Below are 16,403 nucleotides of genomic sequence, written 5' to 3' on the forward strand. Positions count from 1 at the left end.
AAGCTGATGGTTAAGCGTTTGGCTCAATGAGTCCGTATTTACCGTCATTTCGGCGATAAACCACATTGGTCAAATTTGTCTCAGCATTTGTGAAAACAAAGAAGCTATGACCTAACATGTTCATTTGGAGAATGGCCTCTTCGCTATCCATCGGTTTTAAGTTGAAACGTTTTTGTCTGACGATTTCTGTTTCATCAATTTCCTCGTCATCTTGAACCGCTACATCGGCAGTGCCGTTTCCTCCAGCAAATAAGTGCTTTTTCACACCTTGCTCGCGGAATTTACGGTTTACTTTTGTTTTGTGTTTTCTAATTTGACGTTCTAGTTTACTGGTTGCTAGGTCTACTGCATTGTACATATCCTCATTATGCACCTCAGCTCGAAGTGCTAGATCAGTCATTGGAATGGTAACCTCAACTTTAGATTCTTGATCGTTGTAAAACTTCAAGTTCACGTTGACTGAAGCATCAACATCTGACTCAAAATAACGCTCCAGCTTTCCAATTTTTTTCTCGACATGATCTCTTAGTGCAGGTGTTACTTCGATGTTTTCTCCTCTGACATTGTAATTCATGTAAAGAACGCCTCCTTTAAAATTAAGGATATGTAAACCTATTTCTACTTTTCCCTCCTTTTCTCCTGCTCAAACGTAAAAAAAATGTGAATTTTTATTGAAATTTGTCGAATTATGCGGTACTTCAACTATTACTTGATAGGTGATGAATATATATTCGGTTGATTCTCGAAAAAGACCAGCGCGCTTTTAAATGTTGAAAGATGAAATAGATGTTTTCAGCGATTGAGACAAGGACTTCAAATCCTCCGCAGCTGCTTTCATTTCTTCGTTCGCTGCTAGTGATTCTTCAACAGCTGCCGACATGTATTCCGTCTCTTCGGAGTTCCGTTTGGCTCCTTCTTCAATGACACCAACCGTTTGAGAAATTTCCTCTGTACTAGCTGAAATTTGCTCTGCAGTGGCTGATAGCTCCTCTGCTTTCATCGAGATATCACGAATGGATTCCAGGATTTCATGAAAGCTCTGTTCAGACAAGTGCGATACTTTCACACCTTCTTCTACATTTCGTTCAACCTTTGTCATCGATTGTGATGACTTTTCAGTATCTTTGTTCACGTTCGCGAGTAATTGACTAATTTGATCTGTCAGCTGACTAGATTCTTCTGCCAGCTTCCTCACTTCATCTGCTACAACCGCAAAGCCTCTTCCATGTTCTCCTGCTCTTGCCGCTTCAATTGCTGCGTTTAACGCAAGCAAATTTGTCTGGTCGGCAATGGCGTGGATATGACCTAACAGATCTTGAATGCCCGTAAACTGCGCTTGTACATTAGCCATTGTGGAATGGTGGTCATTCACAGACTCCTTAATAGAGCTCATTTGTTTCACAAACTGTTGAATGAGGGCTGCACCCTCTTCAGCCTTTTCAGTCACTGAAATTGAGTGACCCGAAACATCGGATGTGTGTTCAGCCGCATTTTGCATGCCAGTCGATACCTCTTGAATGGCGGAAGCGACTTTTCCGACCGCATCTGATTGTTCACGTGAAGCTTCACTAACCTGTTCAATCGAGCTAGATGTCTGCTCACTCGCCGATATTGTTTGGCTGATGGTTTCTTCAAATTGAGCAGCAGAATCAGCTAATTGCTTTGATCCGTTTTGCACCTGTAAAATGAGCTGACGCAAATGAGTCGTCATTTGGTTAAAGGCTGTGCCGAGTTGGCCAATCTCATTTTTAGAGGTTACTTCAATCTCTTCAATTGTGAGATCACCATCAGCCATTCTTTTGGCGGCATTTGTAACAGAGACAATCGGTTTTGTCATTCGATGAACGAATCTGATCCCAATCAACAAAAAGGCGAGCACAATCGCTGCACTGACAAGAATGAGTGTGAGCAATAATTGGTTGCTGTCTTGATTGAGCTGGTTGATTTTTTGATCTCGTTGTTTCAATTGTGTTTGTGCGAATTCTTTTGTAAAGGTATGTATTTCTTGTTCGATAGGCTGTAATTCTTGACTGAGGCGGGTGTTGAATTCCTTTTGATTTTGCATATTCAGTGAATTAAATAATCGATTGGTTGAGGTGTAATAAAGGTAATTTTGTTCAGAAATTTGTTCTAACAGATTTTTAACTTGTTTAACAGCACTAAGTTTTGAAGCTTCATTTGTTTTCTTATTGATATCTTCATATGTTTGCTCAATCTTTTGTAAATTCTCAGCGTCTTGCACGACCACATATGTCTTGATTTGCGCTTCCTGCTTTTGCAGAAGTGCTTCTAATTCCAGTGAGGTCTGATAAAGCTTCACTTCTTTGTTGAGAAGCGCCTTATAGGATTGATCTGTTTTGTAATAGATAAAGCTTGAGAACCCTAAAATACTGACAAACAATACACATATGACAATAAGCCCAAATAAAAATTGATTTTTTAGTCTCATAATTTCCTCCGAATGGTCTGAATTGAACAAAAATTAATGAATGACATACGGCCTCATACAGGCATGTATTTCATCCATCCACTTTCTATATTCAGGTATAAAATATGATGTCAGGAATGATTGGAAGTGATTTGAAGGGAATGTATAGAAAGCTAGTATATCGAAACTTAAAAATATTTGATCAAACGAACGAATCGTCTTAGCAAAGTGCTCATTTTCAATAATTGAAAGCAGAAGGGGATGTGTTGTCTCTAAATGAAAAAAGGCATGGATCAGATCATTAAAGATCCGATCCCCCTCCGTTTTAGCAAAGTCCTTCTCAATTTCATCTAAATATTTTAGACTCTCTTCTATCGTATAAAGAAGTTCATAATATGTGGTTAATAAAATATAGTCATCTGAACGATACGCCACAGGTCTCACCTATTTATTTCCGTTTATCGTAGTATACGCCGTCACTCGTTAAGGGCTGGTATGGATTTTGATAATTCAGCTGTTTCGTTTTCTTTCTTTGAATGGCTTGAATATCTGCTCTTATCCCTTTTTGGATAATCGTTAATTGCTTCGCCATCTGCTGATCCGTTTGAATGATTTCTTTGATCTTCTCTTTTTCTTGATCGGACAGCTCATGCTGTATCTCTCTCATTAATTCGTCTCTCTCAATTAAAAAGGCGTCAAAGTCTTCAACCAGCGTTTCACTTTGTGGATTTGCCGATATTTCGGCTGCCATTTTTAAAGTTTGGTCATGCAGCTGGTCAACAATACTCATAGAGATCCCCCAATAGAGTGGTGGCGGCCTTTTCGATCCGTTTGAATGACTTCCTTCCAAGCATCTCGGAAATCGGTCACGTATTGCTCCACTTCATTCAACATCTCTTCGTCATTTTGAAGGTTGGCCTCTATGAGTCTGCGATAGATGTAATCATACATACTTGCCATACTCTTTGATACATCATAAGAACGATTTAAGGTGACATTTAATTCTTGGATGATGTTTTGAGCCTTTTTCAGATTCAAGTTTCTCGTTTCCGCATCCTCTTTTTGAATGGCATACTTCGCTAGTCTGATAAACTTTAAGCAGCCTTCATAAAGCATAAGCGTCAACTCGGCAGGTGTTGCAGTCTCAATAGAATTTTTCTGATAGGCGGCATAAGGGTTCTGTATTGCCATATGTTATAAACCTCCAATTATTGTCCAAGCAGTTGAGAAAGGTAGCCAGATTGGTTGTTTAGCTTTTGAATTGCACTATCCATGGCGTTAAACTTTGTATAGTAACGGGCTTCAACCAGCTTCAAACGGTCTTGGAACGTACTCATTCGTTTGGTCAAAGAATCAAGGTCCTTACCAAGTCCGTATTCCTTTAATTCCATTGTTGTGCTGCCAGCCTTTGTTTGAATGCTCTTCGTGAATGCTGATAAGGAATTTTTGACACGATAAATGATCCCTTGTTCTTTATATTGCTGCTGCGCTTTGTCTTTATCTTTTGAATCCACATTTAAACTACCCGAGATGAACATTTGACTGACCTTTTGTGGATCTGCTTCAATGGCTTCTTTTAGTTTCTTTTCATTAATTACAAGCTTTCCGCCATCTTTATATTTATCTGAAGTGGTAATTCCGATTTGTGTGATTTGAATTTTATTCGCATCACTTGTCGTAATATCAGCATAAAAATCACTTCTTATTTTAGAGGCACCAGATCGTAAAATGGAATCACTTCTCAGCAAGCCAGACTTCGCGGTCGTTTCCCATAGCTCCACTTCTTTGTCAGACATCGCTTTTTTCTCTTCAGCCGTTAATGGGTGATAGTCTCTATTTCTTTTTTCATTGACTTTACCATTAACCTGCTCAACAAGCTCATTGTATTTATCAACAAATTGTTTAATTTTATCAAAGATTGTATCGACATCTGTTGAAACGTTTAAGCTGACAGGCTTATCCGTTGTTCCTTTAAGCTCATACGTAATACCAGCCTGTGTAAAGGTATTGTTGTTATTTTCCATTTTGAGACCATTAATTTCGTATTGCGCCTTCTGTCCTGGAGTGGTCGCAACTAATTTATTATCTCCATCCACTTGGAATCCTAATTGCGTTAAAAATGAAGCAGAATTGCCATCCGCGGCCTTAATACTGACACCTTCACCAGTCGTACGCGAAGTCAGAGCGATCGTATCCACGTAGTTCGTCCCATCAAAGATTTGGCCTTTATAAGCCGTGACACCTAGTTGAGAGTTGTTCAATTTTGACACAATTGAATCAATTGTATCTGTATCAGTGGTATTAATGGTCACTGTTTTGGGTTTTGTAGAATCTGGTGTCGTCACCTCAAACGTAAACGTACCGTTTGCAGCTGTAAATCCAGATGTACCAGAAGATTTGAATACGGAAGCTGTCGCTAGTTGGGTCACATTGATTGAGCCAGAGGTAGCATTTGTTGAGCCAGTTGCTGTAACAGCAGATTCATTTGAGCTTGTCACTTTTTTGGCGCCATATGTACTTGGAAGCGTCAAGTTTAAGCTATTGATCAAATCATCTAATTCTTTGACTTTCGAATTAACCTCGCGATAGCTGTCTCTTTGCCATTCTAGCGTTTGTTTCTGACGTGTCATTTTATCAAGTGGTACTTGTTCGGTTTTCATCAGCTTTGAGACGATCTCATCAATATCAAACACATTTGAAAATCCAGTAATCCGGTTAACCATTGTTTATGTTCTCCCTTCAATTACATTCTTTTATCTACAAATAAACCGACAATCTCAGTCATCGCCGCATAGAAATCAAGCCATTCCTTGGAAGGAATTTCTCTAATGACTTCTTCTGTTTGGTTGTCTACTACTTTGACATAATATTCATTGAGTTTTTCATGTAATTCAAATTGAAGATGAAATTGAGTAGGTTCAATCAGCTTGTTTGCTCCTTGAAGCGTTTTTTCAATTTCTTCTTTTGAAACGACCTTGCCATTTGCTTGTAAATCAGTGTTTACATTGTCATTCTGATTATTAGAAACACGGGTTTGAAACGCATCGATAATTGGCTCAAGTGATGTCAACTTACCAACAGACATAGTTATTCAGCTCCTGTGCTTTAATCTACCTTTTATATCGGCTTTGAATTTTCAAATTAAATATAGATGGACCGATTTGTTAAAGTTTCATATAGATGGTGAACATCCACACAGAAACGTGGAGAAGGATAGCTGAACCAGATACAAAAATCCTCACTTTTTTTGTGAGGATAATTGAGAAAGAAGATCTAAGGACAAGCTCGCAGCACGATTATTCTCTTCTTGAATAGACAGGTAAACTTCCTTCCTATGAATATCGATGTGCTTAGGAGCCTCAATCCCGATTTTCACTTGATCGCCTTCGATTGATATAATTTTGACTTCAATATCATCACCTATTTGAATCGACTGGTTTAATTTACGAGACAGCACTAACATGAGGATGCCACCTCTAACAAATGTTTTGTATGATAGGCTGAATCATGCAAAATCACCTGCTTGGCTTTCATGTTTTTCCGGTTCACAATGATAGGCGCTCTTAAATTGGCTGTCGTTTTTTCAATAGAGGATTCCATTGTTAATATAACCATTACTTCCACATCATTGGCATCTTCTACTGCCAGAATGTCTACAACCGTCTCGTCCAAATCAAATTCGTATTGATTGAAGAATAAAAATGGGCTGCTGACGATAAAGCCTAATTCTGCGTTTTTCAATGATTGAAGAACTAAAAATGGAGACTCTTCTGATAAAGGTAAAATGACAAACTGTTTTTGATCCAGAAATCCTGGTATCCCATTAGAGAAGTTGATGATTTGCTCCTCTTTAATTGTCACTTCGCCATGGTATTTTGTTTGAATGATCATACTTCACGACCTTTTTCGTTTTTCTTAACTATACCTTATCACCATTTTGACCCGTTTCGTCAACTTCTATTTTTAATTCTGGGTATTGTAACATATCAATATTTACTTTACCTTGCTGGTAGTTAACGATCGGTTTATGAGGTGTTGCCTCAATGACAGCTTTTTGAGGCTCAATATCAATTTTAACCTCGGATGGCTGATAGTGAATTTTGACACTAAAGAATGAAGGAATCACACCGATGGTGAATTGCTTCGCTGGAGGACTGCCATTGATTTTGGCAAACTCGGCAATGGCATTACCACCATCCTCAATCTTAATCAGTTCGCTTCCTTCTTCCGCTCTTCGGCCCATTCCTTCGCCAATAGCACGTTTCCCCTCAGCTGCCCATTCCTCAGAACGCCTAAAAATCGACTTGATATCCATATCGGCAAATGCCTCTGTTTGATCAATGGTTAATTTCGAAGGTGTTCTTGTGATGTTCATGACAGCTCTTGGCTGCTGAATCTCAAGATCAGCTCTTGGCTGCTCTACTTCTTGTCTAGATGGAGTCGTCGACATTTGCAGCTTTGCATAGGTTTGTTGCATTAACAATCTAGGGATTTGCATAAGTTCACCTCCACGATGCAAAAAAGCACCCAACGGATGCTTTTTATTATCTTAAGAAATCGACAAGGGATGGCTGAATAACTTTTGCTGTCGTTGCTAAAGCAGCTCTATTCACAACCTCTTGTTGAAGAAGATCAATAATTGCTTTTTCACTTTCTACATCTTCATTATCTGATTTGGCATTTTTCAGTACTTCGAATTGTGAAGTCAAGCGACTGCCTACTAAGTCAATCCGATTCGATCGGGCACCAAGATCTGAGCGCTCAGCACTCATCACTTCTTTAAACTGATCGATACTTCCTAATGCATCATCAGAATTCGCGAACGTTCCATTTTTCAATGAGTTTTCTAAATCCGTCAGCATTTCAATGACATTTTGACCGCTGGCAGACTGTCCACCAAACGCTGAAATTGGATTTGAGTTCACATTTAAAGTGATACCATCAGAAATGTTCGATTTAACGGAATTTGCATCTGTATAGTTTTCAAAGTTAAATGTAAACGTACCGTCTGCGTTCTCTACAACTGGTTTTACATTTGTATTCGTTCCATTAAATACGAACTTACCTAACATCTGAGTATTCATTGCATCAATGATTTGTTTCTTCATCTGACCAATTTCCACTCCGATAGCCTCTAAATCTTCGGGCTGCTTTGTTCCATTCGCCGCATCAAGCACTTTGTCTCGAATATTTGACATAATATCAATGATTTCAGTGACACTTGTTTCAGATGTATCAATCCAGTTTTGTGCTTCATTTAAGTTTTTCTGATATTGTTCATTTCGAAACATTGCTGTACTATATTGAAGGCTTTTTACTGCTGCAACGGGATCATCAGACGTTTTCGTGAAACGTTTTCCTGTTTGTGCCTGCTCATTTATTTTAGAAAGTTTTTCATAACTCTTACTAATATTGCGAAGTGAGTTTTGAGAAATCATACCTTGCGTAACTCGCATCAGTTATCCCTACCTTCCTACGACACCCATGCCGTTGATTACTTTATCTAATACTTCATCTTGTAATGTCACCATTCTTGCCGCTGCATTATACGCATGCTGAAATTGGATCATATTCGTCATTTCTTCATCGATGGAGACAGCGCTAGTCGACATTCTACGTTCATTGGCTGAGTTGACAAGAGCCGCTGAACTGCTTTCCAGCGTCATGTTCTTTTTCCCTTGTATCCCCATTTCAGCAATGACATTTTGGTAGTAATCCTGAATCGTCGTCGTATTTCCACCAATTGCCAGCTTCAAGTCTTGAATATTGGCTAATTGCGTAGCATTCGAACCGTCACCCTTCGTACTATTGAGAGATGCGGCAATATTATCTGTTGATGCTAAAATCACATCACTCACTTTGATACGAGCTGCCAAGCCTTTATTCAGATCATTGTTATTCTCGATGTCAAAAAAGTCTTGTCCGCTTGCCCCATTTAACGTGTACCCTTGCTTATGCACGTCGTTAAATGTATCCATGAATACTTGTGCTACTTCATCTAGCTCTGCAAGCATGTCTGGGTACATTCCTTTTTCAGCACCATTTGACATGTAGCCATACGCCTCAACAAGTGCTTTTACTTTACCATTCACCTGTAATTGATCTGCTGCAATGGTTGTTGTTCCAAATTGAAGTGAGTTGACAAGTCCAGTCGTATTATCATAGGAGATTTGCAGTTCAGACTTTTCGTTGGTAATGCCATTCAAAATCGTCCCAGCAGATTGTCCATTTGCACCGATAATGTCGATGTTGACGGTTCCTTCAGCAATTTTGAGTGCATTTCCGCCAGATGGGTTGTAGCTCACCTTAATATCAACAAGTGAGGATAACTGATCGACCAGCGCATCACGCGTATCATAAAGATCATTTGGAAGATATCCATTTGGCTCAACCGTTGCAATCTGTTTGTTCACTTCATCTATTTGAGATAAAAGAGTGTTCACATTTTTTGCTGTTGAATCAAGTTCTGTTTTTAAATTCTTTTGTATCGTTGTTAAAGAAGAATTGAGCAGACGGAATTGGTCTACTAAAGCCTGTGCACTTGTTTTAACTACTGTACGTGCAGATGCAGTATCAGCATTTTTCGATTCTGATAGGACCTGTAATGATTTCCAAAGATTATCAAAGGCTCTGTTTAAGCCTTCATCTGTCAAATCATTCATAACCCCCTCCATTTGTGAAAGGGCATCAGACTTCGCTGAATAGTAAGACAAATTGTTGTTATGATCTCTGTATTGTAGATCTAAAAAGCTGTCTCGAATTCTTTCAACGGTCCCAACTTGTACTCCTGTCCCCATTTGGCCGTACGTCTTGCCATCATAAACAGAAATTACTGGGTAAGGATTATCTGCTTTAAAGGTAACTCTTTGTCTTGAGTAGCCTTCTGTATTTGCATTGGACACGTTGTTTGATGTGACATAAAGCCCTGCACGTTGGGCTGTGATTCCTCTTTTTGCCGTTTCTAGTCCCATGAATGTAGAACCCATTGGTATCCTCCTTGTTTACGCCTTCGAATCAAACAAAGCCCTATGCTGTTTAGGCTTTGAACTCTCAAGACCATTTTGTCCGTAATTCATATGTTCTTTATTAGGGTTAACGAGATCGAATGTCAGTGAAATAAATTGAAGTGACTGCTGAATGAGCTGTTTGTTTAGTTCATTTACATCTTTCAATTCCACCATGATGTCATTTAGTTTCTCATATAACGAAATGAGCTCTTCTTGATCCGTACCTTCAGCCTTTTCGATACATGCGGTGATTGTCGGCGGTTGATCACTTTGTAAAAATTGAACTGTAGCTTCAATACGCTTTTCTTCTAATTGAGAAATGGCCTGAATATATTTTTGCTCTAAATTCAGAACCTCTGAAAGAGCATCGATCTCATTGCTTTTCAGCATTTCTGTTTTATCCTTAGACAGCTTTAGAAGCTGTTCATGTAATCTATAGAGACGATGCAGCTCTTCAATAATTATTTTAACTGACATTCACGCTACTCCTTTTGTTATTGTTGTTTATAAAAATTCAGCATTTTATCTGCAATACCTTTTGTATCTACCTGATATGTTCCGGCTTCAATGCTTTTTTTAAGTTGGTCTATTTTATCTTGACGTTCTTTCATTAAATTCGGCACCTTTTGCATTTCGATTGCCTTTTTAGAAATTTCGACTTTATCAGTTGATTTTGCTTGATTCGATTGCAACGTTTGTTTCTCATATGTTTTCTTGTAAGGATTTACTGGTTGTGTTCCATATCGATTAATTTTCACGGGATTCCTCTCGCTTTCCGTTACAGTCTGTCTTGATTCTATCCATTTTATCGACCAAACTGCAACTTAGTTTAGGGAATCAGTCGTTTTTAGGATTAATGGCATAATAGGTGTCTTTTTTCCTAGATTCAATCTCCTTTTTACGCTCCTCTTCCTGGTTCATTTGGCTGATTTGCGAATGAATATCCTGTTCACATTGGCTGCACAGCTTGTTTTTCCTGATCGGTTGGCCGCATCTTTCACAAGGATAGTTGATATTCGGAAATTGACTAATTTGAAGCCTTTTCAAACGGATAAATTTCAAAATTAATTCTTCATCAACATCTGTTGCATCTACTATTTCAGCAATGGTTGATTGTCTGTTACTTTGCTTCCGCAAAAATTTATAAACGATATCAAAAGAACGTTCTTCTTCTTCAAAGCATTTGTTACAAACCGTTTGGATGGTGGTTTTTAAAAATAACTGATTACATTGTGGACAGTTTGCCAATTGATTCATAACCAAAACCCCTTACGTTATTTTCTTTTCTTATTATCGGTTAATTATCATGATTTTTAACTACGTATCAACGTAAAAGAGGAAACACTTTTGGCACCTGCGTCTTTTAAAATTTTTGCCGCATCATAGATGGTCGCCCCAGTGGTATAGATATCATCAATTAATACAATATCCTTTTGAAGGATTGCATCTGACTGCTTTAATTGGAACAATCCCTTTTGATCTAGACGTTCATTTTTACTTTTCTTGGACTGCTTACTTTGATGAATTTTAACGAGTGGGTGCAGTACAGGCATACCAATCAAAGAAGCTAGTAAGGCGGATTGATTAAATCCTCTTTCCTTTAACCTTTCTTTACTTAAAGGGATTGGAATCAGCACAGGTTCTTTAATAGAAAAAGAACGCTTAAACACTGCTCGTATATCTCTTTTAAACAGCTCAGCTAAAGCAGTATCACCTCGAAATTTAAATCGAGCAAGAACGCCTTTCATAAAGTCGTTGTAAGCATAGACAGACCTATTTTTCACAAGAACGTCAGAAAAATCGGGCCGTTCATTCCATCGGGAACAGTCCCGACACAATTGGTTATTTGACTGTCCTCTTCCACATTTTGGACAAATAGTGTTATGAATCTTCACTAGGTGATCCTTACATGCTATACATAAGATATCATCATTTGATAGAAGCAATGATTTCCATGTAAAAGCAGCCACAAAATGCCCCTCACAAATTGGGCAAATCAACTATTTTCCTTATTAAGCGGTTGACGATTTTCGCATCTCGGAAATGTTGTGACCTTTGAAGCAGCTTCTGTCAGAATGACCAGCATAGCAGTATTCTTCTGTTTATCCACCATCTCGGATTTACTGTAGGATATTTTATCGATATCTGTTATATATTGCGGCTTCACTTGATTTAGTGAAATCGCTAATACATCTTCTATACACTTTTCACAATGACAAATCATGTTTAATTGATTGAGATATTGGTAGAGGATTTCCTTGAGTAGTATTTCTTTTGCATTTAGTAGCATATTTTGTCTCTCCTGCCATTTGTGTATTGTGAATATAATGTACCATGATTTAGTTAAACCCACACTATTTTTCAGAAAACTCCTGTGCAGCTGTATCATTCATGTTTACGATATGCTTCTTCGCTTGTTTCATCCTTCTCGTTAAACCAAAATGAAAAAAGAAAACATCTCCTTTAGAATATTTAGGATGCCTACCCACCCTTCCAGAAATTTGAACAAGTGCACTTTCTGTAAAAATAGTAGATTCAGCACCTAGTACACCTACCTGAACATTTTGAATGGTTACGCCTCTTTCGAGAATAGTAGTAGTAACCAGTACATCGTATGCGTAATCTCTGAAGTGTTGGACCTTTTGTTTCCTATCTTGATCATCAGCAGATACACCCTCTACATTTACATGATGCTCTCGAAGAATCTTCGTTACCTTCTTCATCGTGGAGATAGAAGGAACAAAAAGCAAAACCCTTCTCTTTCTTTTAATATGTTTCTCTAGCCAGTTCATTACAGTAGATGGCAGCTCATTCTTGTTTAATTTCTTTTTCCAATGTCCAATCCATTGAAATGACGGAACGGGTAAAGGTTGCCCGTGGAAACGCAGAGGGATTTTTATCGCTTCTAGTTGCCCACGAGAAACATCTCTTTTCATTTTTTTAGAAGGTGTGGCACTTAAGTAAATCCTAACCCCTTTTTTTCTCATGGCCTTTAAAACAGCAAATTGAAGACGTTCATCGATTGAATAAGGAAAGGCATCGACCTCATCTACAATGAGAACATCAAAAGCATTTTTGTATCTCATGAGCTGATGGGTTGTGGCGATCATAAGCGGCGCTATTTGGAATCTTTGAGGGCTCCCACCGTAAAGCACAGCTATATTCAGCCCTTGAAATACCTTTCTAATTCGCGGCTCGAGTTCAAGCACAACATCTGTTCTAGGCGTCGCAATACAGACACTCATTCCTTTATTTAACGCGTATTCAATTCCGTGAAAAAGCACCTCCGTTTTCCCTGCCCCGCAAACAGCCCAAACTAGTAGATCAGATTTGTTTTTTATCGCTTCTATCATTTTTTCTGACGCTCTCTTTTGCCCTTTAGACAGCTCTCCCTGCCAGGTTAATTCAGATTGAAATGTTTCTTTCATTTGTGGACCCGTCCATTCGTATAGAGAGCCACACTCAGTTACTTTTCCCATCATGATGCATGATCTACAGTACACACATTCTTTTTGGCATATTTCACACGGCGAGAGAGCAAAGTACCGCTTGTTTGATACACCACATCGGTAGCATGTAAAACCGCTCGCTCTCCTCTCAATGGCAGAAGTTCTATTTACGAGTCCTTTCTCCTCCAGCCAATCCAAATCAAGCTTCGTGCATCGGGTTTCAATGGTAAGTAGGTGACGTGATTGCATTTGTCGCCTTAGTTCCATCGCTTTGTCCATGTTCAATTTCTCCAAACACCTCTCAACTGATGTTTGCCTATTATGTACAAAGACAAGACCTTTCGTCCAACTGTCAAAATTGAAAAATAAACCCCCTTTTCCATGAGAAAAGGGGGTTTTTGAGATCTATCTAATCATCCAGCCAAGACCTAATGATCCTTCGCCTAGATGAGTACCAATCACAGCACCAAAGTAGCTTTTATAAAATTCGACATGAGGGTACTTTTCTGATAAATGTGCAATCAATTCTTCTGCTTCTTCTTCTCTATTTCCATGAATGATTGCAGCTCTCATCGGTACACCACGTGATGCATCTTCATCGAATAATTCAAAAATGCGTGAAATGGCTTTTTTACGTGTACGAATCTTTTCAAAAGGGACAATTAGCTTGTTGTCAAAATGAAGGATAGGCTTTACCTTTAAGAGGCTTCCAATAAAAGCCTGGGCACCGTTTAATCTGCCCCCTCTTTGCAAATGAGTTAAGTCGTCCACCATAAAATAGGCTCGTTCGCTTTCTTTCAGATAATTTAGATGTGCTAAAATCTCTTCTGGAGAAGCACCATCTTGGATTTTTTCAACAGCCTCTAATGCATAAAACCCCTGCACCATACAGCTAGTTTCTGAATCAAACGGGTAAATGTCAATTCCGTCAACTAGATCGTTCGCTGAGGCTGCACTATTATATGTTCCACTAATTCCACTTGAAAGGTGAATACTAATCACAGCATCGTATGTTTCACTTAGCTTTTCATATAATTCTACTAGTTCACCAAAAGCAGGCTGAGAGGTTGTTGGAAGATCTTTATATTTTTTGACTTCTTCATAATACGTCTTCCAATCCATCTCTAATTCTTCACGGTACGATTCGCTGCCAAAGATGACGTTAAGGGGAATCATATGAATTTGATGTTTATCACGTAGCTCTTGTGGTATATAAGCAGTACTGTCTGTTACAACGGCTATTTTCATTCTTAAATACCTTCCTTATTCGTTACTCTTTTTTATTCTAAAAGAATGATCTTTGTTTTTCATTAGATTTATAATAGTAATCAAAAAAGCCTGCCTAATCAATAGGCAAGCCCGTTATATCCGAAAAAGCCTCCTTATCCTGCCTATCATTTCTCTCAAACTGAAAATGTGAGAGAACAAAAACAGGCGAAAAAGGAGTACTTGTCCGGAACATTATCTCATTTCTACCCAGCCGTTTTTAATTGCTACAACAACAGCTTGTGTACGGTCGTTTACATTCATTTTTTGCAAAATGTTACTTACGTGGTTTTTGACTGTTTTCTCACTAATAAAGAGCGATTCACCAATTCCTCTGTTGCTCTTTCCGTCAGCTAACATTTGAAGAACTTCACATTCACGTCTTGTTAAGATATGAAGTGGTCTGCGAATTTCAGGATATACCTCATGCTGTGGATGTGCTGAAACGCCACTAGTTGCTAGACGTCGGAATTCATTTACTAAGTTATGAGTGACTTTCGGATGTAAATAAGATCCTCCGTCCGCTACTACTTTCACTGCTTCAATGAGAGTGTCTGCATCCATTTCTTTTAACAGGTAACCTCTCGCTCCTGTTTTCAATGCATGTGTCACATAGTTTTCATCGTCATGAATAGATAGAATAATGACTTTTGATTCGGGATAAAGCTCTACTAGCTGCTTTGTAGCCTCTACACCATTTACATTCGGCATATTAATGTCCATAATGACAACATCCGGATGATAGTGCTCTACGATACGTGCAGCTTCGTCACCGTCGTCTCCTTCTGCAACTACTTCAAAAGTAGGTTCAAAATCTAAAATCCGTTTGACACCTTCACGGAATAATTGGTGGTCATCAATAATTACAATATTTACTTTAGTCACAAGCTACGCCTCCCCATGTTTATTGTTCTACACCTGAACTTTATGGTCAATATGTCTTTTGACTCTATTTTACAATTTTATTTTGCAATGTTAACGGCACTCGAATCATGATGAATGTCCCTAGACCTATTTTTGAGTCTATGGTCATTTTACCTTCTAGTAAGTCTACGCGCTCTTTCATGCCAAGTAAACCGAAGGATTTGTTTTTGTTTGTTTTAACATCTTTCATATCAAAGCCTTTTCCATCGTCTTTGATAATTAATGTCACAAAGTCTTTCGTTACTTCTACCTTTACAGAGATTTCTTCAGCTTCAGAATGTTTTAAGGAATTTGTGACAGCTTCTTGGGCTAGTCTAAATAGTGCCACTTCAAATTGAGAAGCAATTCTTTCGTTTTCTGTATCACCTAGGCATTGGAACGTAATCTTGGTTTTCCCATCATACTCTTCAATTGTGTTTAAGTATTTTCTTAGCGTCGGAATGAGACCCAAATCATCTAATGCCATCGGTCTTAAATCATAAATGATTCTTCTCACTTCGTATAGTGCATTTCGCACATTCTGTCTGAGACTTCTAATTTCTTTAAAGCCTTCTTCTGTACCTCGGTCTCTAAAAATCCGTTCAATTAATTCAGAACGCATCATCACGTTTGCCAGCATCTGAGCGGGACCATCGTGAATTTCCCGGGATACCCTTTTGCGTTCTTCTTCTTGAGCTTCAATAATTCTTAGTCCAAAATCTTGTTTTGCCTGAGCATCTTCGAGTAAAACGCCCACTTGGCGTAAATCCTGGTTGAGATAGTTCAGAACAACCGTAATTTGACTCACAAGCGTTTCAGAGCGTTCAATGACGTCCTGTAAGCTTAATAATCGTCTTTCCAGATCGTCTCTTCTCTCTCTCAACTGCTTCTCACGCTGCTGGATCATGGTGAGTTCTACTTGTAGATTATGTGCTTTTTCGTAGGCCTCTCGTATTTCTTCTTCGCTGAATTTATTGAAGTTTCTGCTGACCTCAGATAAGCGATTTCTAGCATGTCTCGTATGGACTTCTAGTTTATCCCCGAAATCAATTACCTCGTTTACTTGCTGCTTGATTTGCTTAAGCTCTTCAACTAGGCTCTCATATTGTTGACGAGACTGTTCGCCTATCCTAAATACTTCGTCCTTGCTGCCATCAACTGTACTTAGCATTTTCATGATGATTGAATCCAATAATTTCGGATCCATTTTGGGTGTTGTCATGGCTTTTCCCTCCCGTAACAGTGATGTCATCTTTTTTTATTATAAATGTCATTGATCTGCATTTTATGTCGAATTATAATGAAAGAATGCGTATAAATCTTGAAGTTTTTGTGACGACCCTTTTTCCG

The 16,403-nt window shown here is 38.6% G+C and carries 21 protein-coding genes; all 21 read right to left on the reverse strand.

The window, feature by feature from the left end; all coding sequences use genetic code 11:
• Window positions 1-10 precede the first annotated feature (10 nt).
• The 21 genes from hpf to degS all read right to left on the reverse strand — a co-directional run bounded on the left by hpf (window position 11) and on the right by degS (window position 16,275).
• Entirely contained in the window at window positions 11-574 is a 564-nt protein-coding gene (hpf, locus tag C6W18_RS07670) for a ribosome hibernation-promoting factor, HPF/YfiA family (protein WP_105927049.1), read from the reverse strand.
• Window positions 575-763: 189 nt separating this feature from the next.
• Window positions 764-2,449 carry a methyl-accepting chemotaxis protein gene (locus tag C6W18_RS07675; RefSeq protein WP_034318627.1) on the reverse strand — a complete coding sequence of 562 codons (1,686 nt, stop codon included), beginning with the start codon at window positions 2,447-2,449 and terminating at the stop codon, window positions 764-766.
• A gap of 33 nt (window positions 2,450-2,482) precedes the next feature.
• Window positions 2,483-2,863, reverse strand: a complete 381-nt coding sequence (locus C6W18_RS07680; protein ID WP_034318623.1) for a DUF8042 domain-containing protein — start codon at window positions 2,861-2,863, stop codon at window positions 2,483-2,485.
• Window positions 2,864-2,876: 13 nt separating this feature from the next.
• Complete coding sequence (fliT, locus tag C6W18_RS07685) at window positions 2,877-3,218, reverse strand: flagellar protein FliT (RefSeq protein ID WP_034318620.1); 342 nt, start codon at window positions 3,216-3,218, stop codon at window positions 2,877-2,879.
• Window positions 3,215-3,619: a flagellar export chaperone FliS gene (fliS, locus tag C6W18_RS07690; protein ID WP_034318617.1), complete on the reverse strand. Its 405-nt coding sequence runs from the start codon at window positions 3,617-3,619 to the stop codon at window positions 3,215-3,217. Before fliS ends, fliT begins: the two co-directional genes overlap by 4 nt.
• Window positions 3,620-3,636: 17 nt before the next feature.
• Window positions 3,637-5,151 carry a flagellar hook-associated protein 2 gene (locus tag C6W18_RS07695; protein ID WP_105927051.1) on the reverse strand — a complete coding sequence of 505 codons (1,515 nt, stop codon included), beginning with the start codon at window positions 5,149-5,151 and terminating at the stop codon, window positions 3,637-3,639.
• Between the two features lie 20 nt (window positions 5,152-5,171).
• Complete coding sequence (gene flaG / locus C6W18_RS07700) at window positions 5,172-5,513, reverse strand: flagellar protein FlaG (protein ID WP_105927053.1); 342 nt, start codon at window positions 5,511-5,513, stop codon at window positions 5,172-5,174.
• 153 nt (window positions 5,514-5,666) lie between these two features.
• Window positions 5,667-5,891, reverse strand: a complete 225-nt coding sequence (gene csrA, locus C6W18_RS07705) for a carbon storage regulator CsrA (RefSeq protein WP_044335543.1) — start codon at window positions 5,889-5,891, stop codon at window positions 5,667-5,669.
• Entirely contained in the window at window positions 5,885-6,319 is a 435-nt protein-coding gene (gene fliW / locus C6W18_RS07710; protein ID WP_034318608.1) for a flagellar assembly protein FliW, read from the reverse strand. Before fliW ends, csrA begins: the two co-directional genes overlap by 7 nt.
• A 28-nt stretch (window positions 6,320-6,347) precedes the next feature.
• Window positions 6,348-6,926: a DUF6470 family protein gene (locus C6W18_RS07715; protein WP_034318605.1), complete on the reverse strand. Its 579-nt coding sequence runs from the start codon at window positions 6,924-6,926 to the stop codon at window positions 6,348-6,350.
• A gap of 46 nt (window positions 6,927-6,972) precedes the next feature.
• On the reverse strand, window positions 6,973-7,884 hold the full coding sequence (gene flgL, locus C6W18_RS07720; RefSeq protein WP_034318602.1) for a flagellar hook-associated protein FlgL: 912 nt from the start codon (window positions 7,882-7,884) through the stop codon (window positions 6,973-6,975).
• Between the two features lie 9 nt (window positions 7,885-7,893).
• A complete protein-coding gene (gene flgK / locus C6W18_RS07725) occupies window positions 7,894-9,414 on the reverse strand; it encodes a flagellar hook-associated protein FlgK (RefSeq protein WP_105927055.1) in 1,521 nt (506 codons plus the stop codon).
• 15 nt (window positions 9,415-9,429) lie between these two features.
• The gene (locus C6W18_RS07730) at window positions 9,430-9,912 is read right to left on the reverse strand and encodes a flagellar protein FlgN (protein ID WP_105927057.1); all 483 of its coding nucleotides are present in this window, start codon (window positions 9,910-9,912) and stop codon (window positions 9,430-9,432) included.
• 17 nt (window positions 9,913-9,929) lie between these two features.
• On the reverse strand, window positions 9,930-10,193 hold the full coding sequence (gene flgM, locus C6W18_RS07735) for a flagellar biosynthesis anti-sigma factor FlgM (protein WP_034318592.1): 264 nt from the start codon (window positions 10,191-10,193) through the stop codon (window positions 9,930-9,932).
• A 79-nt stretch (window positions 10,194-10,272) separates the two neighbouring features.
• Window positions 10,273-10,692 carry a TIGR03826 family flagellar region protein gene (locus tag C6W18_RS07740; protein WP_105927059.1) on the reverse strand — a complete coding sequence of 140 codons (420 nt, stop codon included), beginning with the start codon at window positions 10,690-10,692 and terminating at the stop codon, window positions 10,273-10,275.
• A gap of 56 nt (window positions 10,693-10,748) precedes the next feature.
• Window positions 10,749-11,435, reverse strand: a complete 687-nt coding sequence (locus C6W18_RS20620) for a ComFC family protein (protein WP_189318059.1) — start codon at window positions 11,433-11,435, stop codon at window positions 10,749-10,751.
• Entirely contained in the window at window positions 11,432-11,725 is a 294-nt protein-coding gene (comFB, locus tag C6W18_RS07750) for a late competence protein ComFB (protein WP_099726391.1), read from the reverse strand. The genes C6W18_RS20620 and comFB overlap by 4 nt, the downstream gene beginning before the upstream one ends.
• Window positions 11,726-11,789: 64 nt before the next feature.
• Entirely contained in the window at window positions 11,790-13,169 is a 1,380-nt protein-coding gene (locus tag C6W18_RS07755) for an ATP-dependent helicase ComFA (RefSeq protein ID WP_142392789.1), read from the reverse strand.
• A gap of 120 nt (window positions 13,170-13,289) precedes the next feature.
• Window positions 13,290-14,132, reverse strand: a complete 843-nt coding sequence (locus tag C6W18_RS07760) for a DegV family protein (RefSeq protein ID WP_105927061.1) — start codon at window positions 14,130-14,132, stop codon at window positions 13,290-13,292.
• Window positions 14,133-14,345: 213 nt separating this feature from the next.
• Entirely contained in the window at window positions 14,346-15,035 is a 690-nt protein-coding gene (gene degU / locus C6W18_RS07765; RefSeq protein WP_008348273.1) for a two-component system response regulator DegU, read from the reverse strand.
• 64 nt (window positions 15,036-15,099) lie between these two features.
• The gene (gene degS, locus C6W18_RS07770; RefSeq protein WP_024719243.1) at window positions 15,100-16,275 is read right to left on the reverse strand and encodes a two-component sensor histidine kinase DegS; all 1,176 of its coding nucleotides are present in this window, start codon (window positions 16,273-16,275) and stop codon (window positions 15,100-15,102) included.
• Window positions 16,276-16,403: the final 128 nt, after the last annotated feature.

It is taken from the genome of Bacillus sp. LLTC93 (assembly GCF_002993125.1).
Lineage (GTDB): Bacteria > Bacillota > Bacilli > Bacillales > Bacillaceae > Bacillus > Bacillus zhangzhouensis.